The organism is Ramlibacter sp. (genome assembly GCF_028291745.1).
GTDB lineage: Bacteria > Pseudomonadota > Gammaproteobacteria > Burkholderiales > Burkholderiaceae_C > Ramlibacter.
The window spans coordinates 224,752-251,693 of the sequence record NZ_JAQGNQ010000056.1; the positions used below are offsets into that span (position 1 = coordinate 224,752).

A 26,942-nucleotide genomic window follows, 5' to 3' on the forward strand; every position below is an offset into this window, starting at 1 on the left:
GCTTCCGGCTGTCCGCTCTCGACTGTTACTGCCGCGGATGCTCCGACTTGCCCTCACCGGGATCGTGCACCGTCCCCTTTTCCGGATCGATCGGCGCGGACGTCGGCTCCGGGTTGGCCGGTTTCGGAGCGTCGACCGGTGCGGGCGGCGCCGGCGGCGGCGCGTGCCAGTTCATTCGCGTTCGGGACTGCGCGCCGGGCGCTCGTCGCGTGAGCCGGTGCGTTCCGCGCGGCCAGCGGCGCGCCGGTCGTTGTCGGGAATGTCCTCCTCGGGCACGAAGGCCGGCTCCTCCCGGTCAAGGCCGGGGGCGGGCGGCGTGATGCCGCGAGGGGTAGGGATGTAGGGCATGCGGGGACTCCTTGGATCACTCAAATCTGCGGCTTGCTCACGCCAGGGTCCTCGGGCTCCGCCAAAGGCAGCGCCTGCCCGAACTCGGGCTCGACCGGCAGCTGCGACGGATTGGGCGAGGGAGCATCGGCCTCGCCGGGATGACTGTCGGGCTCGACGGGATGCGTGGGCGGGGACGGTGGATGCATGGCGGTCCGCAAGGGCTCCTGATGGGCGCATGGTCCCGCAACTCAGCGCCGGGCAGCCGGCGCCAGCGCTCAGTGCTGGCCGTCGGCGCGGCGTTGCGCGTCGCGCCGCATCACGGAGCTGGGTTCGTGCGTGAAAGGCAGTCGCGGCAGGCCGATCAGGGCCTGCAGGCGCGCATGCGCGCGGTCCATGTCGGCGCCGATCATCGCCAGGGCGACTTCGTGCGTGGGTTCGCTCTCGGCGACCCCCATGTAGGCGTTGCGCAGGCGCTGGTAATCGGCGTCGGCGCGCGACACCTCTTCCTGCAGCGCCAGCACCTTCGCGTATTCGGCGCGGCTGTAGCGTTGTGTGCTGCTCCCGGAGCGGGAGACGCTCCGGTGATCGTCCATTGCATTGGCCCGCGCGTGCGGGCCGTTCCTCGTGCTCATGCAAGGATGCTAGGCAGTCGATCGGGAAGGCGCTGTAGGACGAGGCCCCTGACGAGGGCAGGTGCGCGGGCCGGAGGCTGCCGAGGCAGCGCCAGTGCCGGCTTCCCGTGGCTCAGCACCAGCATGGCCCGTGGCGTTAGCATCGCGCATGACCGCAGCCGCACCGCGCATCGCGCTGATCCACGCCACCCCCCTCGCGGTCGAACCGATCCGCTCCGCGTTCGAACGCCTGTGGCCGCAGGCCACCCGCATGAACCTGCTCGACGACTCGCTCTCGGTCGACCGCGCCGAGGCGGGCCGGCTGACCGACGCCATGGTGCAGCGCTTCGTCGCCCTGGCCCGTTATGCGCAGGGCACCGGCGCCGCGGGCATCCTGTTCACGTGTTCCGCCTTCGGCCCGGCCATCGAGGTCGCCGCGCGCGCCACCGGCCTGCCCACGCTCAAACCCAATCAGGCGATGTTCGACGATGCCCTGGCCCTGGCGAAGCCGGGACGCCCGCTCAAGCTCGGTCTGCTGGCCACCTTCCAGGCGTCGATCCCCTCCATGGCCGACGAACTGCAACAGCTCGCCGCCGCCCGCGCCGTCGCCCTCGACCTGCGCAGCGTCTTCGTGCCCGAGGCGATGGACGACCTCGCCGCCGGCCGCGCGGCCGACCACCACCGCAAGATCGCGCAGGCCGCCGTGGCGCTCGCCGACTGCGATGCCGTGATGCTGGCGCAGTTTTCGATGGCCGCGGCCGCCCCCGAGGCCCAGGCGCAATTGCCCTGCCCGGTCCTGAGCAGTCCCGATTGCGCCGTGTGCGCCCTCATGCAAACAATGCGGGATGTCTGAACAACAACGAATTCCGGCACCGCAGGTCTGCCGCTTCCTGACCGCCGCCCTCGAACGACTGGGCCTGCCCGCACAGGACGCCGGCGTGGTGGCGCAGCTGATGACCGAAGCCGAGATGCAGGGCTCGGACGGCCACGGCGTGATCCGCCTCGTCCCCTATGCGCGCCGCATCCGCGCCGGCGGCATCAACCTCAGGCCGAAGATCCGGGTCGTCAAGGAAAAGGCCGCCATGGCGCTGATCGACGGCGACAACGGCATGGGCCACCTGGTGATGAAGCAGGCCGCGGAACTGGCCGTGGCCAAGGCGCGCCAGTGCGGCGTCGCCTGGGTCGGCGCGCGCCTGTCCAATCATGCGGGGCCGGCCTCGCTCTATGCGCGCATGTGCCTGGACCACGACATGGTTGGCATGTACTTCGCGGTCGGCAATGCCAACCACCTGCCGCCCTGGGGCGGCCTGGACATGCTGCTGTCCACCAATCCGATCGCGGTGGCCGTGCCCGCGGGCGAGGAGCCGCCGGTGGTGCTGGACATGGCAACCACCGTCGCCGCTTACGGCAAGGTCAAGGCCAAGGCGCAGCGCGGCGAGCAGATGCCGGTCGGCTGGATGATCGACCGCCAGGGCGAGCCGCTGACCGACCCCAAGCGCGCCGAGGAAGGCTTCCTGATGCCCATAGGCGGCTACAAGGGCTATGGCCTGGCGATGATCGTCGGCCTGCTGGCCGGCACGCTCAATGGCGCCGCGATGGGCAGCGAAACGATCGACTTCAACCACGACGACGTGACCGTCACCAACACCGGCCAGGCGATCGTGGCGATCGACCCCGATGCCTTCGGCGAGCTCGACGCCTTCAAGGCGCGCGTCGACAAGCTGGTGCGCGAACTGCGCGCCAGCGAGCGCATGCCGGGCGTGGACCGCATCTGGATGCCCGGCGAGCAGAGCCACGCCAGGCGAATCGTGAACGAGCGCGAGGGCCTGGCGCTGCCGCCCGCGCTGCGCGCGCAGCTCGACGCCTTTGCCCGCGACATCGGCATGCCGCTGCTGCAGGACATTTGAACAAAAATCCAGGAGACCCCATGCGCATGACCCGCCGCTTCGTCCTTCCGCTGCTTGCAGCGCTCTGCGCCACATCGGCCGTGCAGGCGCAGACCGGCAACTGGCCCACCAAACCAATCCGCATGATCGTGCCGCTGGCCGCCGGCAGCGCGGTCGACGCCGCCGCGCGCGTGGTCACCGAGAAGATGGGTCGCAATCTCGGCCAGGCGATCGTGATCGAGAACCAGCCCGGCGCCGCCGGCCTGATCGGCGCCGGCGCGGTCGCCAAGGCCGCGCCCGACGGCTACACCATTGGCGGCTTCAACGACAGCATCATGACGATGGTGCCGCACCTGAACGCGAAGATGCCCTGGGACATCCTCAAGGACTTCGAGCCGATCTCGCTGGTGGCCACGGTCGAATGGGGCCTGGTGGTGCCGGCCGATGCGCCGCTAAAGACGGCCGCCGACCTGATCGCCGCGGCCAGGAAGGCGCCCGGCGTCATCAACTACGGCTCGGGCGGCAACGGCAGCCCGCAGCACATCGCGATGGCGCTGTTCGCCTCGCAGGCCGGACTGAACATGAAGCACGTGCCGTACAAGGGCGCGACGCAGGCGGCGCTGGGCGTGGCGGGCAAGGAAGTGGACGCCGCCTTCCAGGGCATCGCCACCGTCAATTCGCTGGTCAAGGGCGGCAAGCTGCGGCTGGTGGGCGTGACCACGGCCAGGCGCCTGCCGCAGTTCCCCGAGGTACCGACGGTGAGCGAATCCGGCATGCCAGGCTTCGAGTTCAATTCCTGGTTCGCGATGATGGCGCCCGCCGGCACGCCCAGCGCGATCGTGCACCGGCTCGCCGCCGAAGTGCAGAAGGCGCTGGCCGATCCCGAGGTGCGCGAGAAGCTCAATGCGCAGGGCCTCACGCCGCGCGGCACCACGCCCGAGGAACTGGGCACGCTCACGCGGGCGCAGTATGCGAAGTACGGGACGCTGATCAAGCAGAACAACATCACGTCGGAGTGATGCGTCGGGCGTTGGGCGTTGGGCGTTGGGCGTTGGGCGTCGGGCGTTGGGCGTTGGACGTAAGCCCCCGACGCCGAACGCCCAACGCCCAACGCTCAACGCTGAACTCTGAACGCCATCGGGCGCTCGTCGTGCCGGTTCGCGCGATCCACGGGCCGGCGCACCCATTCGGGCTGGTCCGGCTGGCCGGGATGTTCGCCAGCGGCCAGAACGGGCCCGGCGGATTCGTCGCAGACGAGGGCGGCGGTCGCCAGGGCTGCGGCCACATAGGCAAAGGTGAAATGCAGGTCGATCAAGAGTGCTCCTCCAACGACCGCTGAGTCTGCAGCTTGCGTGCCACGGCCGAGCCAGCGACAGCCGGCTACCAGGCGAAGACAAGCGGCGGTTTTACGGGGCGCAAGCGCAGCAGCGCGGGTGCTGTCCCCCAGCGACACCCCCGCCGCTGGGTGTTATCGCCCGCTCACGTTCAACGCTCCGCCTGCCGATGCAAGCCGTGCTTGGCCATGCGATAGCGCATCGTGTCGCGCGTGACCTGCAGCGCCCGGGCGGCCAGGCTGACGTTCCAGCCGTGCGTTTCCAGCGCCTGCAGCAGGTGCTGCCGCTCGACCGCGTCGAGCGGCGCGACGCCGCTGCCCCCCAGCGGCACGGGCCCGGAGAGCGCGCCGAAGCCGGAGATGGCGGCGGCTCCAAGATGCATGATCGCCGATGCAGCGTGGCGAACCTGCAGCGGCATCAGCGCATCGCGCGCGGGCAGGGCGAGGTCCTCGGGGTCGAGGTCGGGGCCGCGCTGCATCAGCACGGCGCGCTCCAGGCAGTTGCGCAATTCGCGCACGTTGCCCGGCCAGGGATAGTTGCGCAAGGCCAGCTGCGCCGACGGCTGCAGGCGCAGGGCCGGGCGGCCGTAGCGGGTGGCCAGGCGCTGCAGGAATTCGTTGGCCAGCAGCATCACGTCGTCGGCGCGCTCGCGCAGCGGCGGGATGCGGATCTGGAACACGGAGAGGCGATACACCAGGTCGCTGCGGAAGCGACCCGCCTGCGCCTCGCGCGCGAGGTCGCGGTTGGTGGCCGCGACGATGCGCACGTTCACGCGGCGATCGGCGACCGAGCCGATCGGCCGCACCCGGAAGTTCTCCAGCACGCGCAGCAGCTTGGCCTGCAGCGCCAGCTCGAGTTCGCCGATCTCGTCGAGGAACAGCGTGCCGCCGTCGGCCGCCTCGATGAGGCCCACCTTGCGCGCGCGCGCATCGGTGAAGGCGCCCTTCTCGTGCCCGAACAGCTCGTCCTCCATCAGCGTGGCGGGGAGCGCGGCGCAGTTCACCTCGATGAAGGGGCCGCTCGCGCGCGGGCCGGCCAGGTGACAGGCGCGCGCCACCAGTTCCTTGCCGGTGCCGGTCTCGCCTTGCACCAGCACCGGCGCCACCGGCGACAGGTCGTTGGGCTCGGACTGGGCGACGGCCAGGATCATCTCGCGCAGCGCGCGCATCTGCGGGCAGTCGCCCACCAGCGCATTGACGCTCGCGTGCTGGTTGTCCCGCTGCTGGTAGTAGCGCAGCACGGTCTTGCCGGCGCGGTCCTTGACGGCGCGCTGCACGACCTCGTCGAGCGTGGCCAGCGACAGCGGCTTGGTGAGCAGGTCCATCGAGCCGGCCTTCATCGCCTCGACCGCCAGGTTGATGGTGCCGTGCCCGGTGATCATGATGATGCGCACTTCGTCGTCGAGCCGCCGCAGTTCCCGGATCACCTCCAGGCCGTTGAGATGGGGCAGCTGGAAGTCGACGATCACCACGTCGGGCAGCAACTCGCGCGCCTTCTCGAGGCCGGCCTGGCCGTCATGCGCGAGGCCCACCGTGTGGCCCTGGCGCTCGAAGAAGCGGGCGATGTTCTTCGCCAGCACGAGCTCGTCTTCGATCACCAGCAGCTGCGCCATGATCAATGCACTCCCTGGGCGCCGGCCAGCGGCAGCGTCAGCGTGACGCGGCTGCCGCCGCCGGTGCGCGCGCTGAGGTCGATCGCGCCTTCCCATTGCAAGAGCGTGCGCCGCGCCAGCGCCAGGCCCACGCCCAGGCCACCGCTCTTGGTGCTGAAAAAAGGGCGGAACAGCGCGTGCCGCGCGTCATCGCTGATGCCGACGCCGCCGTCGTCCACCGTCATCTGCAGCTCCTCGCCCTCGGTGCGCCAGCCGATGGCCAGCGGCCCGCCGCGCGGCATGGCCTCGATCGCGTTGGCCAGCACGCTCAGGAGGATCTGTCGCAGCATGTCGGGGTGGGCGCGCACCGCGGGCGCATCGCCCTCCTGCAACTGGCAGAGGACGTGCTGCCGCTTCATTTCGGATTTCAGTTCGTCCAGGCAGTCGCGCCACAGCGGCGTGGGCTTCACCGGGTCGAGCGGCAGTTGCGCCGCGTTGGAGACGCGGACCAGTTCGGTGATCCAGCGGTTGGCGCGGTCGACCGAGGCGATGATGTCGTCGCGGTGTTCGGCCTGTTCGGCCGGCGAATGGGTGGCGCCGTCCAGCATTTCGGCGGCGCTGCGGATCGAGGCGAGCGGATTGCGCAGGTTGTGGGCGACCGCGCCCGCGAGTTCCACCGCGCTGGCCAGCGCCTGCGATTCGGCCAGCCTGGTCTGCTGCTCGCGCATCACGCGATCGGCCCGGCCGACCACCCCGTTGAGGGCGAGGAACAGCACCGCCGCCGAGCCGGCACAGGCTACCCAGAGTTGCAGCACGGCGTCGCGGATCGCGGCACTGAGCTGCACCGGCACCTTGTACAGCTCGATGACGCCGATCACCTGCCGCGTGCCGGGCGCCAGCACCGGGATGTAGCTCTCCACGTAGTAGTGCGTCTGGCGCGAGAGGCCCTGGTGCTCCTGCTTGTCGTTCAGGCTGCCAACGGTGCCGCTGTGCACGACGAGCTCGCCCTTGAGCGCATCCTGCAGTTCGTCGTTGTCCTCGTCGCGCCGGCCGACCAGCCCGTCGTCGGTGGACCAGATCACGCGGCCGTCGCCGCCGAAGGCGTTGGCGCGCACGGGCTCGGTCATGGAGGACACGTGCTCCATCGACGTGAGAAAGCGCTGGCGCAGTACGGGGCTCTCCGGGTGCTGCAGGAAGCCGGCGGAGCTGTCGGTCAGCAGCAGGTTGCGGATGAACTCCATGCTCACCTCGCCTTCGCGCCGCAGCATGCGGTCGGTAAGCATTTCGGACAGCAGCCAGCCCAGCCCCAGCGCGATCCCCACGATCACGAGCAGGCTCGTGACCGCAAAGCGTCGGCGCAGGCTGAAGTTTCCGGTTGCCGGCAGGGCTGAAACCGTGGCGTCCATGCGTCCCCAATGCGGATGTGTTCCGCTCCTCTGCGGGAGATTGTGCAGGAGCGTCGCCGCCCTTCATACCCCCCAAAGGTCGTGGAGAGGGAAAACGCTCAGGCCGGCAGTTCGGTCCCGCCCAACACGTCGGCCTCGTACGCGTGCAGCGAAGGCAGGCCGCCCGTGTGCAGGAACAGCACGTTCTCGCCGGCCCGCAGTTCGCCCGTGCGCGCCAGGCCGATCAGGCCCGCCATGATCTTGCCGGTGTACACCGGGTCGAGCGGGATGCCCTCGGTGCGCGCCAGCATCTGCACGGCTTCGGCCATGCGCGCGTTCGGCACCGAGTACTTGGGTTGCCAGTAGCCGCCGACGCAGGTCACGTGCTCGGGTTTCACCTTCAGGTCCACGCCCAGGAGGTCGAGGGTGGCCTGCGCTTCCTTCAGCACCAGCGGCGCCTGGTCCGCCGGATCGCGGCTGACGCCGATGCCGACGATCGGGATGCGGATGTTGTTGCCCAGGAAGCCGGCGACCAGGCCCCCGTGCGTGCCCGAACTGCCCGAGCCGACCACGAGGCGGTCCAGCGTGACGCCCTGCTCGAACAGCTGCTGCTGCAGTTCCTGCGCGCACGCCACGTAGCCCAGGCCACCGAGCGCATTGGAGCCGCCGCCGGGAATGATGTAGGCCTTGCGGCCGGCGCGCGCGACCGCATCGGCCACCTTCTGCATCTCGGCGGCCATGTTGCTGCCGCCGGGGACGACGGTGATCGCCTCCACGCCGAGCAGCCGGAACATGAAGTGGTTGCCGCTGGCATCTTCGCGATAGCTGTTCGGCACGCGCTCCTCGATCACGAAGCGGCACTTCAGGCCTTCCTTCACCGCCGCCGCCAGCGTGATGCGGCAATGGTTGGACTGCGGCGCGCCGCAGGTGACCAGCGTGTCGGCGCCCTGCGCCAGCGCGTCGGCCACCAGGAATTCGAGCTTGCGCGTCTTGTTGCCGCCGGGGAACAGGCCCAGCATGTCGTCCCGCTTGATCCAGATCCTGGGGCCCTGGCCACCCGGGCAGCCGGCGGCCAGCGCCCGGCTGAAGTTCGGCAGGAATTCGAGCGGCGTGGCAAAGCCGGTGTAGCGGCGGCGGGGGAAGCGGGAGAGATCCATGGCGGGATGGTAGTCGAAGGCCGCGGCGGCCCGGCTACACTGCCGCGCATGCGCATCCTGGTGATCGACGACGAGCCGGCCATCCGCCAGGTGATCGCCGCGCCCCTGCGGCGCGCCGGCCACGAAGTGGAGCTTGCCGCGGGTGGCCACGAGGCGCTCGCACGCCTGGCGCAGGGCGGCATCGAGCTGGCGCTGTGCGACCTGAGCATGCCGGACATGAGCGGCATCGACGTGCTGCGGCAGGCGCGCGCGGCGGGCTGCGACGCCAGCTTCGCGATGATGACGGCCTTCAGCGCCGTCGAGACCGCGGTCGATGCGCTGCAGGCCGGTGCCTGCGACTACCTGGTCAAGCCGGTGCGCTCCGTGGAGCTGCTGCACAAGCTCGCGCAGATCGCGGAACTGCGGGCCTTGCGCAGCGACAACGAGGCGCTGCGCCGCCGCCTCGGCGACTCAGCCTAGGGTGCGCAGCCGCTTGACCACGTCGCCCACCCGATAGGGCTTGGGCAGGAATTCGAAGCCTTGCAGGCTGTCCTCCTTGGCGGCGACCGCCGGGTTGGCAAAGCCCGAAGCGAGGATCACCTTGAGGCCCGGCACCAGCTCCTGCGCCTTGCGGCCAAGCTGCACGCCGTTCATGCCCGGCATGACCACGTCGCTGAGCATCAGGTGGATGCCCGGCGTGCGCTTGAGCACGTCGATGGCGTCTTCTCCCGAGTTGGCGGCCACCACCTCGAAACCGAGCGAGCGGAACAACTCGCAGGTCACCTCCAGCACGTCGGGCTGGTCGTCGACGATCAGGACCTTGTCGGCGCTGTCGCCCTCGTGGCGGGACGACTCGGAATGACCCGAGAGCGCCGGAAAGTACATCGTGATCGTGGTGCCCTGCCCCTGGCGCGAGCGGATCGACAGGTCACCGCCCGACTGCCTCACCATGCCGTACACCTGGCTCAAGCCGAGGCCGGTGCCCTTGCCGACTTCCTTGGTCGTGAAGAAGGGTTCGATCGCGCGCGCGGCCACGTCCGCCGACATGCCGGCGCCGCTGTCCTGCACCGAAATCGCCACGTAGCTGCCCGCCCCCAGCTCACCCACCTCGCCGGCCTGCAGGTCGACCCGGCCGGTGGCGATGGCGATCGTGCCGCCATCGGGCGTCGCGTCGCGGGCGTTCACCACCAGGTTGAGCAGCGCCGTCTCGAACTTCGCCGCGTCGATCATCACCTGCGGCAGGGCCTCGGCCAGCTGCACCTGGAACTGGATTCCGGCGCGGCTGCCGCGGCGCAGCACGGCCTCGAACGAGGCGATCACCCGGTTCAGGTCGCGCGCCTCCGGGTTCAGGGTCTGCTGGCGGGCAAAGCTCAGGAGCTGCTGCGTCAGCAGCGCGCCGCGGCCGGCGGCCTGCTCCATGGCGTCGATCATGCGCAGGTCGGCCGGCTCGCGCGTGCGGGCACGCAGGATCGACAGGCCGTTGGTCACCACATTGAGCAGGTTGTTGAAGTCGTGCGCGACGCCGCCCGTGAGCTTGCCGATGGCCTCCATCTTCTGCGACCGGAACAGCGCCTCGCGCGCCTGCTCCAGCGCCAGCGCGGCCTCCCTGCGCTCGGTGATGTCGCGCGTGATCTTGGCGAAGCCGACCAGCACGCCCGCCTCGTTGCGGATCGCGTCGATCACCACGTGCGCCCAGAAGCGCGTGCCGTCCTTGCGCACGCGCCAGCCCTCGGCCTCGAAGCGCCCCTTGCTGCCGGCTTCGTCGAGCGCCCGCATCGGCAGGCCGTTGGCACGATCGTCCTCGGTGTAGAAGCGCGAGAAGTGGGTGCCGACCACGTCGTCGTGCTCGAAGCCCTTGATGCGCCGCGCGCCCGCGTTCCAGTTGGTGATGAGGCCGGCGGGCGAGAGCATGTAGATCGCGTAGTCGGTGACGCCCTGCACCAGCAGCCGGAAGCGCTCCTCGCTTTCGCGCAGCGCCTCCTGGGTGGCGCGCTTGTCGCTGATGTCGCGCGTGATCTTGGCAAAGCCGACCAGCTTGCCCTGCTCGTTGCGGATCGGGTCGATCACCACGCTGGCCCAGAAGCGCGTGCCGTCCTTGCGCATGCGCCAGCCCTCCGCCTCGAACTTGCCCTGCTCGCGGGCGGTGCGCAAGGCGCCCTCCGGCACGCCGGCGGCGCGGTCCTCCGCGCTGTAGAAGCGCGAGAAGTGCTGGCCGACGATCTCGTCGGCGGTGTAGCCCTTGAAGCGCTGCGCTCCCGCGTTCCAGCTCGCCACCGTGCCATCGGGCGCCAGCATGTAGATCGCATAGTCGGTGACCGAGCCGATGAACAGCCGCAGCCGCTCGGCCTCTTCGTCAGGCGGCGAGGGCGCAGGTTTCGATGGTTCGTCCACAGGGGTTCTTTCTGCTGGCTTGGACGCGGCGGCCCTGCACGCCGCGCGGTGCGCGAGTGATCACCCGCTATTAGAACCCGCGCCGCCCGGCCTGCGCAGCATTTGTGCGCCGCATGTGCGTGCCTGCGGCGCAGTCCTACAACGCTGCCCGCTGGCGCGCTGCCGAGCCTTCATGGCACGAAGGCATCGGGAGCGGCGCGAGTGGCGCCGCTCAATCGGCGGGCGGCTCCCAGGCGAGCTTGCGCACCGGCAGCGTCGCGAGATCGGCCGGCAGTTCCGCCGGTGCGCCACCGCGGCGAAACTCCAGGACCGCCCAGTCCATGTGGGCCAGGAAGTCCTGCGCGCCGGCCTGCGCGCAGCGCGTCTCCAGCATGTCCCAGAAGGCCTGCGGCGCCATCCCCGAGCCCTCGATGTGCCGCGGCGTGAGGAAGGCGCGCGCATAGCCCAGGTCGAAGGGTCGCTGCTGGCGGAAGAAGGACACGCCGGCGGGCACCACCGCTGGCAGGGCCGCGCCGTCCGAGCCGGTGCTGCGCTGCGTCGGGTCGTGTCGCTGCACGTCGGGCGCATGCATCGCCTCCAGCAGCAGCGTCAGGCGCCGCAGCAGCGACTGCACTTGCTGCGCGAAGGGCCGCGGGTCCTTGGCGCCCAGGATCGACTGGCTGCCAAGCACGGGCGCGAGCGGATGCCGGTCCGCCATGTCCATCGTGGCCTGGATCACGAAGAAGCTGCCGCCGGCACGCAGCACGCGAACGATGCCGCGGCACACCAGCACGTCGTCCAGCCAGTGCAGCGCCTGCGAGATGGTGATCACGTCGTACTCGTCGCCGCTGTACATCAGGCGGTTGCACGACTCGTGCACGGTGGTGAGTTGCTTGCCCAGGCGGCTGGCACGGGCGCGCGCCGCATTGACGAAGCCGCGCGACAGCTCCATCAGCGTCACGTCTTCGGAGACGCGCGCCAGTTCCAGTGCCAGGCTGCCCGGGCCGCCGGCGAGATCGAGCACGCGGGTGTCCGCGCGCACCGGCGCCTGCGCGATCAGGAAGTCGGCCAGCTCGCGCGGGAAGGGCCGGTGGCGCAGGTAGTCCTGCGCCATCTTCGCGTCGTAGCGCGAGACGTCGTCGCGGGTGCCGATCAGCACGCCGCATTCGCGCATGTCCGCAATGGCCTTCAGCAGGCGCTTGCGCTCGGCGTCCTGCGGCGGCAGCGCGGCCAGGCGGAAGTAGGCCTCGACGGCTTCCGCGCCGGTGGCGCCACGCTGCGCCGAGAACAGCGACAGCAGGATGCGATAGCGCTGCGTCAGCCAGAACTGGATATAGGGCTCGGTCTCCTGCGCCACGTACGGCCGGCCGTCCTGGCTGAAGGCCAGCACGAAATTGGGGGAGGCGCGCAGGCGCTCGGTCTCGAGGCCAGCGAGGAAGGCAGGACGTGCGGTCATGGGTGGGCGATGACCATGAGGGTCGGAGCGCGGTCGAAGGCGGTGCGCAGGCACTTGCCGAGGGTGTCGGGATCGAGGGCGGCGAAGCTTTCGTCCAGCACGGTGAGCTGCGCTTTCTGCAGCAGCGCGCGGGCCAGGAAGATGCGGCTGCGTTCGCCGTGCGAGAGCTGCCAGCCGGTCTCGCCCACCGTCTGCGCCAGCCCCGAGGGCATGCGCTCCAGCAATTCGCCGAGACCGAGTTCCTCGCAGAGCGTGCGCGCCTCCTGCAGGTCCTCGCTCGAGGCCGGCCAGTTGCGTCCCATCAGCAGGTTGAAGCCAAGGGTGCCGCTGAGGATGTGGTTCTCGTGGAACTGCGGTGCCTCCGCCGCCAGCTTGTGCCAGTTGTCGCCGAGCGTCTGCCGGTCCAGGCCATTGAGCAGCAGGGAGCCGCTGGCCGGCTGCCGCAGGCCCGTGAGCAGCGATGCGAGGGTCGACTTGCCGCCGCCCGAGCCGCCTTCGAGCAGGATGCGGTCGCCGCGGCGGATCGCCAGGTCGACGCTGTCCAGCACCGGCCGGCCCGACGCGGTGTAGCGAAAGCTCAGGTCGCGCGCGTCGATCAGCGCACCCGCAGCTTCGTCGTGCGATGTCGCGTCGGTGGGCAGGAAAGGCTGGCGCGTGGCGACCGACTGCTCGCCGCCACGGAAGAAGCCGGACACCTGCTTCCACGCGATCGAGGCCCGCGCCACCGCCCCCACGCCCTCCGAGATGCTGGTGAGCGCGCGGCCTGCCAGCAGCATGCCGCCGAGTGCGACGGCCACGTCGATCGAAGTGGCCCGGCCCGTGACGAAGGCAGGCGCGATGCCCGCCAGCGCCACCAGCATCCAGCCGCGCGGCAAGCCGCCCAGGATCGGCACGAGCGAGCGGTCCATGGTGCGCGAGGTGTGCAGGTAGCCACCGAGTTCGCGGTCTTCGTCGTGGTCACGCCGCTGCGCCTGCTCCTGCGCCAGGCGCGTGCGGTGGCCCACCATGCGCTCGACCAGGTCGTGCGTCATGCGCAGCCGCTCGAGCGTCCACGTGCGCAGGCGCCGCAGGTAGCGCCAGCTGAGGGCGAGCGAGAGCAGCGTCCAACCCGCGAGCAGCAGCACGTGCAAGCCACCGCCGGCGCCAGCAGCCAGGATGCTGCCGGCGAACAGCAGTTCCAGCAGGCCCACCAGCACGCCGAAGCCGCCGTTCAAGGCCAGCGATTCGAGCGCCTGCGATTCGAGCACGCGCCCCAGCAACTCGCCCGCGCCCTGGCGCCGCACGGTCTCCACGTCGCTGCGCAGCGCGCCGGCCAGCAGCCGGGACTTCAAGATGCGGCCGGCGTCCAGCGCAAACCGCGCATCGAGCCAGTTGCCCAACATCTGCAAGGGCACGAGCGACAGCACCAGCAGGATCCAGGCGGTGAGCCAGCCGCGGTCGACCCGGCCATGCAGCGTGCTCTCGCCGATCAGGCTCCAGGAAAAAATCTCCAGCCCGTATGCGCCGCCGAACACGAGGACGATGGGCACGATGCGCTGGCGCAAGCCTTCCTGCGCCAGCTGATCCCAGAAGCCGCGTGCCGGCGACAGCCGCAGCAGCCAGCAACTGGCCACCTGCTGCGCGCTCAGGCGATCGCGCAGCAGCGCCGAACGCACGGCGGCCAGCCGCTGCGGCGGCACTTCGGCGGCGGCCAGCAAGGCATCGACTTCGTCGGCGAACGGTGCTTCATAGGGCGCGCACAACGCGGCGCGCAGGTGGGCAAGATCGCGCCTGTGCACCAGCAGGTCGGGACCGACCAGCCGCACCTGCCGGCCCGCGGACTTCAGCAGCAGGAGGAAACCCACCTGCTCCCCGTGCTCGACGCGCAGCAACGCCGGTGCCGCGCCGCGCAGCAACGGCTCGAGTTCCGGCGCCACGGCGTCCAGTGCCTCGGCCTCCAGGCCCAGGCGCTGCGCCGCCCACTCGATCCACCGGCCCTGCTCCTGCAGGCCGTCGGCCGCCAGGCTGGCCGGCATGGGCGGACTGTCGCCGGCGACCAGGCGCAGGCGCGCGCGCCGGGCCAGTTCTTCCAGCGCCTCGCCCAGGCGCTCCACCGGCCAGAGCAAGGGCGCGATGCCTTCGTCCTGGTACGGCTGCAGCGACGGGGCCTTCACGTGCCCGCTCCTGCGGCAGCGCGCACGGTGCCTCCGTCCACGTGCACGCGGCGCCACTGCGGATCCCGCCACAGGCGCGCTTGCACGTCGCTTTCCGCCGCCAGCATCTCGCTGTAGCGAGAGGACGTGGCGGCCAGGTCCGCGGGCCGGCCGTCCTCGACGATGCGGCCGCCCTCGACCACCAGCACGCGCGGGAAGGACAGCGTCTCGCCGACATCGTGCGTCACGCACAGCAGGGTCGCATCGCTCCACCACTTGCGCGCCCCGGCCAGCAGCTCGTGGCGCTGGCCGCGGTCGAGGCCACGGAACGGCTCGTCCAGCAGGGCCAGTCGCACGTCTTCCTGCAGGAAGGCGCGCGCGAGCCGCACGCGCTGGCCTTCGCCGCCGGACAGCACCGCGCCGCCTTCGCCCAGGTACGTCTGCAGCCCTTCGGGCAGCTTCTGCAGGATGCCGCGCAGCCGCGCCGCATCGAGCACCGGCCCGATCTGCTCCAGGCCCCGCGTGTCCGACGTGGCATAGAGCAGGTTGTCGAGCAGCGGCTTGTTCCACAGCTGGATGGCGGGATCGACCCACGCGGTGTGGCGGCGCAGGCGTTCGACATCGGCCGCCGCCGCACGCGCGCCATCGAGCCGCAACGTGCCGTCGGCCAGCCGGTTCCATCCGAGCAGCAGCCCCAGCAGCGTCGACTTGCCGGCGCCCGAGGAGCCGACCACCGCCACGTGCTCGCCGGGGCGGATGATCACGTCCAGGTCTTCCAGGATGGTATGGCCGGCGACCACGACTCTGCCCTGTTCCACCTGCACTTCGACGCCGCCGTGGGGACCCTGCCCGGTCTCTGGGGCAGCGTGCGCAAGCGCCGCTTCGGCCGGCGCCGACAGCGGCTCCATCAGGCGGGCCAGCACGTTGCGCTGCGCGGGGTATTGCTGCGCGAGCGAGGCCAGCGAATGGCCGAGCGCCGGCAGCTTGAGCGTCCAGTACACCAGCAGCAGGTCGGCGCCGCTCACCGTGGCGGAATGCGCGAAGTGCTGCGCGATCAGCCAGGCGCCCATGGCCACGCAGGCCAGTGCCTGCACCGCGGTCGTTCCGACTGAAAGCATCAACTGGCCGCGGGCCGAGCGCGCCCATTCCACCAGCAGGCCTTCGTGGCGCCGGCGCACCGCCGGTTCGGCCGCATGCGAGCGGATCGGCACCAGCCCGAGCAAGGCGTCGAGATAGAACACGTGCAGCGCGCTCGAGTGGTTGCGCACGCGCAGGTCGCTCTCGTTCAGCAGCGGCTGCAGCGCGAGCGGGATGACGATCGCCGCCAGCACGATCAGCAGCGCCGGGCCGACGCTGGCGCGATCGATCAGGGCAATGCCGGCCAGCGTGAACGCGATGTCGCACAGCGCCTGCAGCAGGTGCAGCGTCAGCCCCGGCAACAGGCGCATCGTCTGCAGGCTGTGGCTGCGCTCCGCCATGTCGGACACGGGGCGGCTGTGGAAGTAGCGGTCGGTCAATTGCGGCAGCTTCTCCAGCAACGCGATGCGCAGCCGGGCCTCCAGTTGGCGACCCAGGCGCATCACCTCGGAAGCGATGGCCAGCTCGATCACCAGCAGCACGGCGCAAAATCCGAGCACCGCGAGGAAGGCCAGCAGCCGCTGCGTGGCGACGGTCAGCGAGCCCGCAAGGTCGAACAGGCCGCGGAACATCAGCGCCTCGATCAGCACCGCACCGGCCCCCACGGCCATCGCCCCCGCCAGCGCGGCGAGGCTCAGGCGGCTTTCCCCCTGCAGCAGCTGGCGGATCAGCGCCAGCGGATGCTGCGGCCTTTCCAGCAGCGCCGCCTTCATCTCGGGCGCGCGCACGGCGTCCGGTCCTGCAGCCGGCGCCGTGGCCGTGCGGCCGGAGAGGCGCACCAGCACCGCGCCGCTCATGGTCAATTGCAGCTCGCCCTGGTCGTCGAGCCGGTCGGCCCAGGCCGACCAGTAGCGCGGCGGAACGATATGGAAGATGTCGTCAGTGCTGCGATGCGTGTCGCGAAACACCGAATGCGTGACGCGCAACGCCTCCGGCCCCTTGCGCAGGCCGTCGGCATCCATCACCGAGGCGATGAAGCGCACGGCGGCATCGAGCGCGGCGAGGCCGAACCAGGTTTCGTCGGCCAGCGCTTCGTCAACCAGCGCCTGCGTGTCGGCGGGCGTTGCGCCCAGGCGCGCCATGCGCTCGGCCAGGGGCCGCAGGAAGTCGGGCGACACGGCCCACTCGCGCCACTCGCTCGCGGGGACGGTGGTCTCGTGCCGGAACACTTCCTCGAGAAAGCGCCCGCTGCGCAACCAGCGGCGGCCGATCGCCGGGTCCATCACCTGCACCCAGCCGCCCACGCGCCGCCACACCACCACGAAGTGCGTGGCGCCGTCGGAGTGGCGCACCACCACGACCGCGGGCAGCGCCGAGGCCGAATCGACGAACAGGTGGTCGATCGGAATCAGGACCTGTTCCGCCGCCACCCCGAGCTGGTTGGCCAACATCTCGACGCTGTCGATGGAGGTGCCGTCGACGTCGGTCTGGCAGGCCTCGCGCAGCCGGCCGTAGCTGACCGGGACGCGGAAGCCTTCGAGCAGGGATTTCAGCGAAGCCGGCCCGCAATCCATGGCGGAGGTCTGCACGACCTCCGGCACCAGCCAGCGGCGGGCGAGGCCGGCAGCGAGCGTGCTCATCGGGCAACCTCGCCCAGGCTTGTCGGCTTCACGGCGCGCGCCTCGCCCCTGGGCAAGCGGAGGGGACGAGCGCCTTCGGGCCGGCGTGCGGCGCTCATTTCGCCGCCACTTCGCCCGGCCCGCTGGCCGGCTGCGGCGCAGCAGGTGCCGAGGCATCGAAGCGGCCGGCCGCGCGCAACACCAGTTGCGCCGGCGTGACCTGCTCGATGCCGACTTCGATCGTGCCGGGCAGTCCGTGCTGCAGCGCAAGCCGGGACGGCGCGGACACCGCCGGCGCGAACTCCACGCGCACCAGGCCGTCGTGCACTTCCCCGGCAACGCGGGTGACGGTCGCCTCGATGCTGCCGTACTGCGCCCACGGGAAACCATCGAGCCGCAGCCGCGCGCTCTGGCCCGGGCGGATCCGCCCGAGCACCGCTGCCGGAGCGAAGTCCGCGACGATGATCAGGCTGCCATGCGGCACCACCGTCGCCAGCCGCTCGCCCTGCGCCACGTAGGCGCCGGTGTGCAGCGCCGCGACGTCGGCGACCGTGCCGTCGATCGGCGCGCGCACGGTGTGGCGATCGATCTCCTGCTTCAGCCGCTCGCTGGTGGCTTCGCTCGCCGCCACCTCGCCCTCCAGCGAGAGCACCGAGCGGCGCAGGCTTTCCACCTGCGCCTCCTGCTGGTAGGCACGCGCCTGCGCTTCGGTGGCCAGCCGGCGCGATTCGGCGGCCAGCGCTTCCTGCGAGGCGCCCAGCTTCAAGGCCTCGGTGTGGGCGCGCGCCGCCTCGATCTGCGCGACCCCGCCGACCGCGCTTTCCTCGCGCAGGCGGTGCTCGTTGTCGCGCGCGAACTCCACGGCCGCGACGGCCTCGCGGGTGCGGAACTGCGCGGCCTCGTTGGCGGCCACGGCCGCGGCGCGATCGCGCCCGGCGGCCTGCTCCAGGGACGCGATCTCCTTTTTCAGCGAGGCGATGCGCGGCACGATGGCGCGCAGGTGCGTCGCCTCCTCGGCGAGGCGCAGTTTCTCGGGAGCGGCATCGAGTTCGATCAGCCGGTCGCCGGCATGCACCTCCTGCCCCAGCACCAGCGTGTTGACCGTGATCTTGCTCGGGACCAGGGCGGCCACCGGATGCGCGGACTGCTGCACTTCAAGACGCGCGTGGCGCGACACCTCGTAGAGCGTCACCCGTCCGAACACGAACCAGACAAACCAGGCCGTCAGCAGCACGGCGGCCGTGAGCCAGGCGAACAGCGTGCGGTGGCCGCCATCGTGCGCCAGCGACCTCGTGGTTCGCGCGAAACGGGTCGCCATTGCTTGGGTCTCCTACCGCATCGAGCGGTCGTGCTTGTTGGCCAGCAGCGCCGCCTCGACGCGGCTGCGCACCTGCAGTTTCTGCAGGATGTTGGTCACGTAATGCTTGATCGTCTGCTCGGACAGGAAGATCTTTTCGCCGATCGCACGGTTGGTGTAGCCGTTGCCGATCAGCGCCAGGATCTCGCGTTCGCGCGACGTCAGCTCCTGCAGCGGGTCCGGTGCCTTGCCCTGCGTCAACGACACCAGCATTTCGCCGGCCAGGGACTGGGACACATAGACTTCGCCCGCAGCAGCAGCACGCACGACCCGTGCCAGTTCATGCGCAGAGACGCCCTTGAGCACGTACGCGCGGGCGCCGGCCTTGAAGGCGGCCAGCAGGCGGTCCTTGTCGTCGGAGACGGTGAGCATCACGATGGCCGTGGCGGGGCAGGCGATGCTGACCTTCTCCGCGGTCTGGATGCCGTTCCAGCCGACCATGCTGACGTCGAGCAGCATCACCTGCGGCATCAGCGTGCGCGCGAGCTGCAGGGCCTGTTCCCCGGAGTCGGTCTCGCCGACGACCTGGAAGTCCGGCTCCCCCTGCAGCGCGGAAACGACGCCCTGGCGGAAGAGCGGGTGGTCGTCGACGACGACGATACTGATGCGGTCAGACATGGATTTCCTCCCTGGAGGTGAGCGGCAGGATGGCCCGCACGGTGGTGCCCTGGTCGGCGGCGGATTCGATGCTGAAGGTGCCGCCCACGACTTCGACCCGCTCGCGCATGCCGGCGAGTCCGAGGCGGCCGTGCCGCCGGCCCGAATTCGGCTGGAACCCAGGTCCTTCGTCGCGCACTTCGAGCGTCAGGTTTTCCTCGTTGCCGCGCACGGTGACGTGGCAGTTCTTGCCCTGCGCGTGCCGGAAGCAATTGGCCAGCGACTCCTGCAGCACGCGGCACAGCGTGATCTTGATGCGCGTGGAGGCGTTCACGTCGGGCACCTGCGAATCGAGCTGCACGCGGGTGGAGGTCTTGGTTTCGTAGTCGCGCACGACCCGCGCCACCAGCTCGGTCAGCGTGAGGTGATGGATGTCCGGCAGCTGCAGGTCGGCGGAGATGGCACGCAAGTCCGTCAGCGCCGACTGCACCGCGGCGCGCACCGGCGCAAGATTGCTGGCAGCGCACTGGCCCGACTGCCCGTCGCCGCAGCCCGCGTCGACCGTCTGCAGCTGCATCAGGGCAAACCCGAGGTCCTGGCCGGGGCCGTCGTGCAGGTCGGCGGAGAGGCGCTGGAGGAAGTTTTCGTTGAGCGCGGTGGCACGTTCGGCCGCGCGCTTGACGCGCTGGTGCAACACCGCGTTCTGGGCGTTGAGCGACGTGAGCTGCGCCAGCTTTTCGCTCAGGTCCCGCTGCTGGCGCACGATGGTTTCGCTGCCGCGGCGAACCACCGCGAACAGCAGCAGGTACATCGTGAGCATGGTGGCCGCGAAACTCATCCAGCTCTGGCGCTGCGCCGCGGCGGCTTCGCGGTCGACCTCGTCGGGCACCTGGTAGAACTCGGCGACCGCAATGATCTTGCCCAGGCGGTCGGCGTGGATGGGGGTGTAGGTCTCGATCACGCGGGGCAGCGGCTGGCCGTGCTCCTCCTCGTCCGAGCGCTCGCTGATTTCCGAGAAGATGTCGCCGTGCAAGGCGTCCGCCAGGCCCTCGTCGATCGGATAGACCTTGCCGATCTGGCTGGGATCGTTGCTGAAAAGCACGCGGCCATCGGCGCGCCAGATCTTCAGGCCGGCGATCTTCTGGCCGAGAGGCGTGTGCGTGAGCAGGTCCGACAGCGCGGCGCGATCGCCCGGCTCCAGGTCGTTCTGGCGCAGCAGCACCTGGACGTGGGGCGCGACGAAGCTGTCGACGTAGAGCGCCGTCACGCCACCGATGCGGCGCACGACGCTCTCCTCGACCTGGTTGCCGATCCAGTGGCCGATGATCAGCGTGCCTGCAAGCAGGATCGGAAAGCTGAGCAGCAGGAACTGCTGGGACAGCGACAGCCGAAAAAAGAAGTTCTTCATCATCCCCGGTCGGTCCGGCCCTCCACCTTCGCATCTCATCCGCGTGCATCCCAAGCTGCACGCGGCTCCACTAACGCCGAGGCAATGTAACAGTCGGCCTGACATTGTCAAAGGCACCAAGGTGCCTAGCGGATGGAACGTGGGAGCCATGCAAATCGCGCGCAACGAGGCTAACGTCCGGTTGAGCGAACCCATAGCATGCTTTCCATGACACACCTTGGTCAATCCGGTCCTGCCAGGGCCCCCGACAGCGCCGGCGATGCCGCCGGCCTGGGGGGTTGCCCCTTCGGCCATGACACACCGGCGGCCGGGTTGGCCCCCGGCGATCCGCTGCACCTGCCCATGAACAAGCGTTCGGTGGTGCAGTACGCCGACTCGCCGGAAGGTGTGCGCGAACTCCACCTGTACTGCGGCACCAAGGAGATCGTGTTCGACGAACCGGACCTGTTCGCCTTCGGGGAGGCGCTGGTGCGGCATGGCAGCTTCGTGGCGCAGGACACCACCACCTGGGGCGACGGCTACGAGTGGCCACGGATGTGCGAGTTGCTGGAGCAACTGATCGTGGAGGGCGTGCTGCTGCGAGGCGTGCCTGCGCCGCTCGGCTTTGGCGCCGCCGCCGAAGGCAAGGACCAGCCCTCGCCGCTGCCGCCCGCGCCGAGCGCCCGCGCCCGCAGCTGGGACGAATTCGAGGAGATCACCCGCGAAGTTGCCGGCCAGTCACTGGAGCCGGGCTACCTCGAACTGGTGGTGCCGGTGTTCCGCGTGGCGCACATCGCGCTCGACTCCGAGGGACGCCAGGTCGGCGAAGCCAACGTCTTTCCCAAGCCGCTGCGGGTCGAGGTGCCGACGCGTTGGCGCACCTGCATCTATCCGGGCAGCCGTTATCTCGACGAACGGCCGATGAACGTGAGCGCGCTCAAGGCGATGCGCTCGCACTGGTCGCAGATCATGGGCGCGCTGCTGCGCATCCGCACGGCCTACCTCAAGCGCTTTCCTTCGGCCCGCACGGTGATGACACTGGGCGACGTCGAGCGGCTCTCGACGCTGGTGCTCGCCGTGCCCACCTACCAGCTGGCGCGCCAGCAGGGACGCGTCGCCAACGGGGAACTGCACCCCGTGCTCTCCAACATGTTCCGGGTGACCGACGGCGTGCGCCTGACCACCCACCACATGCTGTTCATCCCCGTGGCGGAAGCCACGCTGTCACCCGATACGCCGGTCACCTCCGCCGACATCCACGCCTACGCCGAGCGCAACAACTCGCTGCATTCGCAGCACGGTGTCTGCGCCGGGCCGAGCAACATGATCGACCAGTTCCTGCGCCTGTTGATCGAGGGGCAGGACGGCGCCGGGTACGCGCAGGTGCCGCTCGATCCGGCGGTCGAGAGCGCGCTGGCCGACCTCGAGGTGGCGATCGACTACGGCCTGCTGGGCCTGCAGGCCTTCGCAGTGGTGTTCTCGCTGTGGCCGCTGATGACGCGCACCTATGCGCGCATGGCCGCCATCGTCAGCAACTGGAGCGGCGAGCGCACGCCCGCGCTGCAACGGCTGGACACCTACCTGCAGGAGAAGGCGCTGCTCCTGCAGCAGGAGACCTTCCACGCGACCGAGGAATGGCGCGCGAACCGCGAACGCGTGTACGGCGACATCTTCGCGCAGTGCGCCGCCGGCCTCGGCGACCCGGTGCGCCAGTCGCTTGCGCATCGCGTTTCGGGCCGCTTGGGCGAGCAACACCATGCCGCCGCCGAGACGCTGCGCGCCATCCTGCAGGACCGCTGCACGGCCGGGGACGGCTCCGGCCAGGACGACGTCCACCTGCTGGTCGAGACCCTGATGCATTCGTTCGTGCGCACGCAGGAGACCCTCTGCCTCGCGGGCGACGTGCAGCGGCGCATCAACGACCTGCTTGGGCGGCCGCAGCCCAAGCGCCCCTTCACGGCCACCGACGTGGACATCCACGTGCTGCTGCAGGCCGACGAGGCGCGGCGCCTGCCGCACCTGCTGGATGAACTGGAAAGACTGCTTGGATTTCACGTGGCGATCACCTGTGACGCCCTGGAGATCCGAGACGAATCGGGCCTGAGTTTTGCATCTCAAGACTCAGCCCCCCAAGGGTTGCCGGCACAGGGCCGGCGATAAAACGTGCAAGAGCACACACACACACTGGAGATAGCACCATGAAGATCAAATCCAACGTTCGCGCGGGTAGTGGCGGCAACAGCAGCGCCGCCAGCAGCAACGCCAAGGTCGGCGGCCATAGCAGCAGCCAGGTCGCCGGCACCGTCGGCTTCTACTTCCCGGCCATCAGCCGCTGCGTGGGTATCTAACCCCCACGTTTGGGGGTGGGTGACCCAACTCACCCACCTCCGGACGTCTGGCGGCCTGCAGGGCAAGGAAGCGCTACCCGCCTTCCGTGTTCAAGGAATCCTCGCCATGACCGGTGCGGTGCTTCCTTGCAGGCCCGACCGACCGTCGCGCGGCTTGCCAGCCGCGCGCAAGTTTCAGGGGGCGGATGGCTCACCGGCATCCGTCCCCACTGTCCTGTCCGGACCCAGCCAGCCCATCGCTTCCATGTTTCGCTGCCTGCCCTCTGCCTTGTCCGCCGCCACGCATGGCCTGGTGGCGCTGGCGCTGTGCGCCTGCAGCGCGGGACCGATGCGCCAACCTGAAGCGGTGGCGCCAGGCTCAAGTTTTCGCCACGCGCCCTCCGCGGCCGCTGCGCAACCCGCGCCGCCGCTGCAGCAGGACGCCTGGTGGAAGGCATTCGGGGACCCAACGCTGGACGAGCTCGAAGCGCGCGCCGCAACCGGCAGCACCTCGATCCAGGCCGCGGCCGCGCGACTGGCGCGTGCGCGTGCGCTCGTGCGCAGCACCGATGCCGCCAGCGCGCCGCTGCTCGCGGTGAAAGGGGGCGCCGGCCGCCAGGGCGGCCCATTGATCAATGCGATCGGCGGCCAGGGCACGCTGTTCAGCGGCAGCGCGGATCTGTCGTACGAGGTCGACCTGTTCGGCCGGCTGCAGCAGGCCACGGACGCCGCCTCGCTCGATGCGCAGGGGCAGCAGGCCTTGCTGCGCGACGCACAGTTGCTGGTGCAGGCCGACGTCGCGCAGAACTACCTCGCGCTGCGGGCGCTCGATGCCGAACGCGCGCTCGTGCAGGGCACCGCCGCCGCGTACCGCGAAACGCTGGCCATCACCGAGAGGCGCTTCCGCGGCGGCTCGGTGGCCGAACTCGAATGGGTGCGCGCCCAGGCGGAGGTCGCGGCCATCGAGTCCGATGCGCTGGCGCTCGAGCGGCGCCGGACCCAGGTCGAACATGCACTGGCCGTACTGACCGGTGCCTCGGCCTCGCTCTTCGCGTTGCCACCGCAAGACTGGACGTCGTCCCTGCCCGCCATTCCTGCCGGCCTTCCGGACACGGTACTCGCCCGCCGCCCCGATGTCGCCGCGGCCCGGCGCGCGATCGAAGCGGCGCAGACGCGCCTCGGACTCGCGCGCACTGCATGGCTGCCGCAACTGACGCTGACCGCCTCGGGCGGCACGGCGTCGCCAACCCTGGTCAACGTGCTGCAGGCGTCGTCGCAAGTCTGGAGCATAGGCGCCCTGCTCGGCGCCACCGTGTTCGACGGCGGCCGGCGCAAGGCAGGCATCCAGCTGGCCGATGCCGATCTCGAGTCTTCGCTGGTGAGCTATCGCGAGCATGTGCTGGTCGCGCTGCGCGACGTGGAGGACCAGCTGTCCGCCCTGCAGTTGCTCGCCGGCCAGGCCCAGGCCCAGTCGGCCGCCGTCACGCTGGGCAGCCGTGCCGCGCTGCTGGCCGACTCCCGCTACCGCAGCGGCTTGGCCAGCCAGCTCGACGTGCTCGACGCGCGTCGCACCGAGCTGCGCAATCGACGCGAGGCACTGCAGGTGCGTTCCGAGCAGTACCAGGCCACCGTACGCCTCATTCGCGCACTCGGTGGCGGCTGGGAGGCTGCATCGGCCGCTGACCGCCCCCCGGCAAACCCTTAGGGTCGGCCCTTCCGGCGCACAAGCCTTGCGCCTGACCCTGCAGATTCCCGAGAATGGCATGGCACGTGCTCATCTCCCCTGAGCCAGCTTCGAGGCAGCCGCACAGGGTCCGGCACCGCTGACGAGTGAGCTGTTTTCACCGTCATGCGCGCGTGCGCGCCAGCTTCAAGGGAGTAATCGTGGCTCACGGGACCAGGGTCCTGATCGTCGAGGACGAGGACACGCTAGGCGACAACCTGCGGCAGTTCCTGCAACGCCGCGGCTGGGAGCCGCTGGTGGCCCGTACCGGCGGCCTCGCCGTCACCGCCTCCGCAAGCTTCCAGCCCCGCGTGATCCTGCTCGATTACCAGCTGCCCGACATGGATGGCTTCCAGGTGCTCGGCGCTATCCGGCAAAGCCATGGCTGCGGCTGCATCCTGATGACGGCGCACCCGGCCGATACGGTCTCCGCCGCGGCGCAGATGCACTGCATCCGCCACATCCTCTACAAGCCCTTCTCGCTCGCCGAGATGGAAGAGCGGCTGTTCCAAGCCCAGCAGGACTACTCCAGCTTTCCCACGCGTCCGTAAGCATGGGTAAGCCCCCGTAACCGGGGGTAGTCCGGGGCTGCGTCCCCAGCAAGGGGGCTATTCCCCCTCCGCCTTCCGCAGCGCTGTTGCGTGCCGTGTTTTCGCGCTGCCTCATCCATCGGGATGAGGGCGTGTCGCCCGAGACACGCAAGCGGGTCCCCACCCCTTGTCTCGGGGCATTTTCCCCAATGGCGGGGGAGTGGGTGAAGACCCACGGCACCTTGGTATCGAACACATCCCTCCTTGGTAGCGAACGGATTTTGGGCGAAGTACGAAACGCGCTGATGCCCGTGTAGGCGATTTCCTTCACTGGCATGGTTGATGCGTTACAGATGCTTGCAGGAGCCAAGAACGTTGCGCACGCAACGACACGAATCAAAACCTGAGGAGCTAGCAAAAATGAAGTCGAGAAGCGCTTATAGCGGGCGAGGGGTCAGCCCCGCCACGAGGTTCGTTTTGACGGCGGTCTGCGTTGCCGCCATGGGTTCGGTCACGTTCACCGCGCAGGCGGCACTCGATCCCTTCGAACCCCCTCCGGCCACCGACCCATCGGCCCAGACGGATCAGCCAGCGGACCCGACGGCGGCGTTGCAGAACCTGCTGACGCTGCCCGAGGCCAACCAGGGAGCCCTGGAGCTGCCTGGCGGCGTCTTCGCCGAGAAGAAGGACGTAGGCACCGCGAACGTGATCCAGCGCGACGCGCTGTTCCCGTTCAACTATCCCACCAACGGGCTGCCCAGCCCCATGTTCGGCGCGCAGCCCTTCACCCAGAAGCTGCTGATGTTCGAAGAGTTCGGTCCCGAGAAGCTGGATCCCGGCGTCCAGGCCGGAACCGATCCCTTCCCGCGTCCGAGCCTGGGTTCGAACCCGGAGCAGGACCCGGCCGATGTGGCCCGCAGCGGCCCGGCAAGCCTCGCGCTCGACGCGTTCCTGAAGCAGGCCGGCATTTCGCCCTTCCCGACCCGCGAAGCCAACACGCTCCTGAGCAACCCGTGGCAATCGGACGTGGAACTGTTCCTCGGCCGCTTCCTGAGCAGCCCGCCGGCCGAAGGCCGTCCGCCCGGAGAGGGCTGGGCCCACCAGCGCTGGAACGAGTTCTTCCCGCAGTCTTTCTACAAGACCGCGCAGGCGGGCGCTCGCAGCAACGGCGGCCTGCGTGACAACAAGCAACTGCACCACTACAGCGTGGGCGAGTTCGGCCCTGGCGGCCTGTACTTCAACACCACGGGTCTCCCCGGCTTCGACGGCACGACCAAGGGCATCCTGCCCCGCATCCACCCGAACATGCCGGTGCAGAACCACCAGTCGCTGTGGACCTTCGACGGCACCTTCCCGCCGAAGCTGCTGATGGCGCGCTATGGCCAGCCGATCATGATGCGGCACTACAACGCGCTGCCGATCAACCCGGAAGCCAACCGCGGTTTCGGTCTGCACACGATCACGACCCACGAGCACAACGGCCACAACCCGGCGGAAAGCGACGGCTTCGCCAACGCCTTCTTCTTCCCCGGCCAGTTCTACGACTATCGCTGGCCGCTGCAGCTCGCGGGCTACGACACCATCAACACCTCCGCCACCGACGCGCGCGCCGCCTTCCCCTGCGGGCCCGGCGAGCAGCTGTGGGTCAACGATGCCAACCCGGGCCTGAAGGACTGCGTCAACGGCAGCATCAAGATCCGCGGCGACTGGCGCGAGACGATGTCGACGCACTGGTTCCACGACCACATGCTCGATTTCACCGCCCAGAACGTCTACAAGGGCAACGCGGTGATGATGAACTACTACTCCGCGCTGGACCGGGGTAACGAGGCCATCAACGACGGCGTCAACATCCGCATGCCCTCGGGCAGCGCGATGGCCTGGGGCAACCGCGACTACGACGTGAACCTGGTGATCGCCGACAAGGCGTGGGACCAGACCGGCCAGCTGTGGTTCAACCCCTTCAACACGGACGGCTTCATCGGCGACCGCCTGACGGTGAACTGGCAGTACGCCCCGACGCTGGACGTGCGGGCCCGCCGCTATCGTTTCCGGATCCTGAACGGCTCGGTGTCGCGCTTCCTGGCGCTGGGC

23 protein-coding genes and 1 pseudogene are annotated in these 26,942 nt (G+C 69.8%); 9 read left to right on the forward strand and 15 right to left on the reverse strand.

The window, feature by feature from the left end:
* Window positions 1–25: 25 nt before the first annotated feature.
* From JWP60_RS10160 to JWP60_RS10175, 4 genes are all read right to left on the reverse strand, one after another.
* Complete coding sequence (locus tag JWP60_RS10160) at window positions 26–175, reverse strand: hypothetical protein (protein WP_299790111.1); 150 nt, start codon at window positions 173–175, stop codon at window positions 26–28.
* A complete protein-coding gene (locus JWP60_RS10165; RefSeq protein WP_299790114.1) occupies window positions 172–348 on the reverse strand; it encodes a hypothetical protein in 177 nt (58 codons plus the stop codon). The genes JWP60_RS10160 and JWP60_RS10165 overlap by 4 nt, the downstream gene beginning before the upstream one ends.
* Before the next feature lie 20 nt (window positions 349–368).
* Complete coding sequence (locus tag JWP60_RS10170) at window positions 369–536, reverse strand: hypothetical protein (protein ID WP_299790117.1); 168 nt, start codon at window positions 534–536, stop codon at window positions 369–371.
* Between the two features lie 69 nt (window positions 537–605).
* A complete protein-coding gene (locus JWP60_RS10175; RefSeq protein ID WP_299790120.1) occupies window positions 606–962 on the reverse strand; it encodes a hypothetical protein in 357 nt (118 codons plus the stop codon).
* 148 nt (window positions 963–1,110) lie between these two features.
* On the opposite strand from JWP60_RS10175, the gene JWP60_RS10180 reads away from it, so the two are divergent.
* The 3 genes from JWP60_RS10180 to JWP60_RS10190 are packed head-to-tail and all read left to right on the forward strand — an operon-like array spanning window position 1,111 to window position 3,846.
* Window positions 1,111–1,794 carry an aspartate/glutamate racemase family protein gene (locus JWP60_RS10180; RefSeq protein ID WP_299790123.1) on the forward strand — a complete coding sequence of 228 codons (684 nt, stop codon included), beginning with the start codon at window positions 1,111–1,113 and terminating at the stop codon, window positions 1,792–1,794.
* Window positions 1,787–2,848 carry an Ldh family oxidoreductase gene (locus JWP60_RS10185; protein ID WP_299790126.1) on the forward strand — a complete coding sequence of 354 codons (1,062 nt, stop codon included), beginning with the start codon at window positions 1,787–1,789 and terminating at the stop codon, window positions 2,846–2,848. Before JWP60_RS10180 ends, JWP60_RS10185 begins: the two co-directional genes overlap by 8 nt.
* A gap of 20 nt (window positions 2,849–2,868) precedes the next feature.
* Window positions 2,869–3,846 (forward strand): tripartite tricarboxylate transporter substrate-binding protein, encoded by a 978-nt coding sequence (locus JWP60_RS10190; RefSeq protein ID WP_299790129.1) that lies wholly within the window; start codon window positions 2,869–2,871, stop codon window positions 3,844–3,846.
* 95 nt (window positions 3,847–3,941) lie between these two features.
* Here JWP60_RS10190 and JWP60_RS10195 read toward each other — a convergent pair whose 3' ends face one another.
* From JWP60_RS10195 to JWP60_RS10210, 4 genes are all read right to left on the reverse strand, one after another.
* Window positions 3,942–4,142 carry a hypothetical protein gene (locus JWP60_RS10195; protein WP_299790132.1) on the reverse strand — a complete coding sequence of 67 codons (201 nt, stop codon included), beginning with the start codon at window positions 4,140–4,142 and terminating at the stop codon, window positions 3,942–3,944.
* A 170-nt stretch (window positions 4,143–4,312) separates the two neighbouring features.
* Entirely contained in the window at window positions 4,313–5,773 is a 1,461-nt protein-coding gene (locus JWP60_RS10200; protein WP_299790135.1) for a sigma-54 dependent transcriptional regulator, read from the reverse strand.
* 2 nt (window positions 5,774–5,775) lie between these two features.
* Entirely contained in the window at window positions 5,776–7,158 is a 1,383-nt protein-coding gene (locus tag JWP60_RS10205; protein WP_299790138.1) for a HAMP domain-containing sensor histidine kinase, read from the reverse strand.
* A gap of 98 nt (window positions 7,159–7,256) precedes the next feature.
* On the reverse strand, window positions 7,257–8,294 hold the full coding sequence (locus tag JWP60_RS10210; RefSeq protein ID WP_299790141.1) for a D-cysteine desulfhydrase: 1,038 nt from the start codon (window positions 8,292–8,294) through the stop codon (window positions 7,257–7,259).
* A 48-nt stretch (window positions 8,295–8,342) separates the two neighbouring features.
* Between JWP60_RS10210 and JWP60_RS10215 the strand changes: the two genes are divergently transcribed.
* On the forward strand, window positions 8,343–8,753 hold the full coding sequence (locus JWP60_RS10215; protein ID WP_299790144.1) for a response regulator: 411 nt from the start codon (window positions 8,343–8,345) through the stop codon (window positions 8,751–8,753).
* Here the strand turns inward: JWP60_RS10215 and JWP60_RS10220 are convergent.
* The 7 genes from JWP60_RS10220 to JWP60_RS10250 form a co-directional block, all read right to left on the reverse strand.
* Window positions 8,745–10,664, reverse strand: a complete 1,920-nt coding sequence (locus JWP60_RS10220; protein ID WP_299790147.1) for a PAS domain-containing sensor histidine kinase — start codon at window positions 10,662–10,664, stop codon at window positions 8,745–8,747. The genes JWP60_RS10215 and JWP60_RS10220 overlap by 9 nt on opposite strands.
* Before the next feature lie 211 nt (window positions 10,665–10,875).
* Window positions 10,876–12,099 (reverse strand): class I SAM-dependent methyltransferase, encoded by a 1,224-nt coding sequence (locus JWP60_RS10225; RefSeq protein ID WP_299790150.1) that lies wholly within the window; start codon window positions 12,097–12,099, stop codon window positions 10,876–10,878.
* Window positions 12,096–14,252: an ABC transporter ATP-binding protein gene (locus JWP60_RS10230; protein ID WP_299790153.1), complete on the reverse strand. Its 2,157-nt coding sequence runs from the start codon at window positions 14,250–14,252 to the stop codon at window positions 12,096–12,098. Before JWP60_RS10230 ends, JWP60_RS10225 begins: the two co-directional genes overlap by 4 nt.
* Window positions 14,249–16,948 carry an ATP-binding cassette domain-containing protein gene (locus tag JWP60_RS10235; protein ID WP_299790156.1) on the reverse strand — a complete coding sequence of 900 codons (2,700 nt, stop codon included), beginning with the start codon at window positions 16,946–16,948 and terminating at the stop codon, window positions 14,249–14,251. The genes JWP60_RS10230 and JWP60_RS10235 overlap by 4 nt, the downstream gene beginning before the upstream one ends.
* A gap of 94 nt (window positions 16,949–17,042) precedes the next feature.
* On the reverse strand, window positions 17,043–18,245 hold the full coding sequence (locus JWP60_RS10240) for an HlyD family efflux transporter periplasmic adaptor subunit (RefSeq protein WP_299790159.1): 1,203 nt from the start codon (window positions 18,243–18,245) through the stop codon (window positions 17,043–17,045).
* A gap of 12 nt (window positions 18,246–18,257) precedes the next feature.
* Window positions 18,258–18,902: a response regulator transcription factor gene (locus JWP60_RS10245; RefSeq protein ID WP_299790162.1), complete on the reverse strand. Its 645-nt coding sequence runs from the start codon at window positions 18,900–18,902 to the stop codon at window positions 18,258–18,260.
* Window positions 18,895–20,292: a sensor histidine kinase gene (locus JWP60_RS10250; protein ID WP_299790165.1), complete on the reverse strand. Its 1,398-nt coding sequence runs from the start codon at window positions 20,290–20,292 to the stop codon at window positions 18,895–18,897. Before JWP60_RS10250 ends, JWP60_RS10245 begins: the two co-directional genes overlap by 8 nt.
* 204 nt (window positions 20,293–20,496) lie before the next feature.
* On the opposite strand from JWP60_RS10250, the gene JWP60_RS10255 reads away from it, so the two are divergent.
* The 5 genes and pseudogenes from JWP60_RS10255 to JWP60_RS10275 all read left to right on the forward strand — a co-directional run.
* Complete coding sequence (locus tag JWP60_RS10255; RefSeq protein ID WP_299790168.1) at window positions 20,497–22,428, forward strand: hypothetical protein; 1,932 nt, start codon at window positions 20,497–20,499, stop codon at window positions 22,426–22,428.
* Between the two features lie 38 nt (window positions 22,429–22,466).
* Window positions 22,467–22,616, forward strand: coding sequence for a hypothetical protein (locus tag JWP60_RS10260; protein WP_299790171.1), 150 nt, complete (start codon window positions 22,467–22,469; stop codon window positions 22,614–22,616).
* Window positions 22,617–22,860: 244 nt separating this feature from the next.
* Window positions 22,861–24,300, forward strand: a complete 1,440-nt coding sequence (locus tag JWP60_RS10265; RefSeq protein ID WP_299790173.1) for an efflux transporter outer membrane subunit — start codon at window positions 22,861–22,863, stop codon at window positions 24,298–24,300.
* 179 nt (window positions 24,301–24,479) lie between these two features.
* Window positions 24,480–24,869, forward strand: a complete 390-nt coding sequence (locus JWP60_RS10270) for a response regulator (protein ID WP_299790176.1) — start codon at window positions 24,480–24,482, stop codon at window positions 24,867–24,869.
* A 480-nt stretch (window positions 24,870–25,349) separates the two neighbouring features.
* Window positions 25,350–26,942 (forward strand): annotated as a pseudogene (locus tag JWP60_RS10275) (copper oxidase); the annotation flags it as partial.

Bases quoted from the DNA above. Each gene is read 5' to 3' on its own strand.
- JWP60_RS10185 (WP_299790126.1), top strand. From the start codon at position 1,787: ATGTCTGAACAACAACGAATTCCGGCACCGCAGGTCTGCCGCTTCCTG.
- JWP60_RS10235 (WP_299790156.1), bottom strand. From the start codon at position 16,948: ATGAGCACGCTCGCTGCCGGCCTCGCCCGCCGCTGGCTGGTGCCGGAG.
- JWP60_RS10240 (WP_299790159.1), bottom strand. From the start codon at position 18,245: ATGGCGACCCGTTTCGCGCGAACCACGAGGTCGCTGGCGCACGATGGC.
- JWP60_RS10250 (WP_299790165.1), bottom strand. From the start codon at position 20,292: ATGATGAAGAACTTCTTTTTTCGGCTGTCGCTGTCCCAGCAGTTCCTG.
- JWP60_RS10205 (WP_299790138.1), bottom strand. From the start codon at position 7,158: ATGGACGCCACGGTTTCAGCCCTGCCGGCAACCGGAAACTTCAGCCTG.
- JWP60_RS10170 (WP_299790117.1), bottom strand. From the start codon at position 536: ATGCATCCACCGTCCCCGCCCACGCATCCCGTCGAGCCCGACAGTCAT.
- JWP60_RS10215 (WP_299790144.1), top strand. From the start codon at position 8,343: ATGCGCATCCTGGTGATCGACGACGAGCCGGCCATCCGCCAGGTGATC.
- JWP60_RS10210 (WP_299790141.1), bottom strand. From the start codon at position 8,294: ATGGATCTCTCCCGCTTCCCCCGCCGCCGCTACACCGGCTTTGCCACG.
- JWP60_RS10180 (WP_299790123.1), top strand. From the start codon at position 1,111: ATGACCGCAGCCGCACCGCGCATCGCGCTGATCCACGCCACCCCCCTC.
- JWP60_RS10225 (WP_299790150.1), bottom strand. From the start codon at position 12,099: ATGACCGCACGTCCTGCCTTCCTCGCTGGCCTCGAGACCGAGCGCCTG.
- JWP60_RS10200 (WP_299790135.1), bottom strand. From the start codon at position 5,773: ATGGCGCAGCTGCTGGTGATCGAAGACGAGCTCGTGCTGGCGAAGAAC.
- JWP60_RS10160 (WP_299790111.1), bottom strand. From the start codon at position 175: ATGAACTGGCACGCGCCGCCGCCGGCGCCGCCCGCACCGGTCGACGCT.
- JWP60_RS10255 (WP_299790168.1), top strand. From the start codon at position 20,497: ATGACACACCTTGGTCAATCCGGTCCTGCCAGGGCCCCCGACAGCGCC.
- JWP60_RS10245 (WP_299790162.1), bottom strand. From the start codon at position 18,902: ATGTCTGACCGCATCAGTATCGTCGTCGTCGACGACCACCCGCTCTTC.
- JWP60_RS10260 (WP_299790171.1), top strand. From the start codon at position 22,467: ATGAAGATCAAATCCAACGTTCGCGCGGGTAGTGGCGGCAACAGCAGC.
- JWP60_RS10265 (WP_299790173.1), top strand. From the start codon at position 22,861: ATGTTTCGCTGCCTGCCCTCTGCCTTGTCCGCCGCCACGCATGGCCTG.
- JWP60_RS10175 (WP_299790120.1), bottom strand. From the start codon at position 962: ATGAGCACGAGGAACGGCCCGCACGCGCGGGCCAATGCAATGGACGAT.
- JWP60_RS10190 (WP_299790129.1), top strand. From the start codon at position 2,869: ATGCGCATGACCCGCCGCTTCGTCCTTCCGCTGCTTGCAGCGCTCTGC.
- JWP60_RS10165 (WP_299790114.1), bottom strand. From the start codon at position 348: ATGCCCTACATCCCTACCCCTCGCGGCATCACGCCGCCCGCCCCCGGC.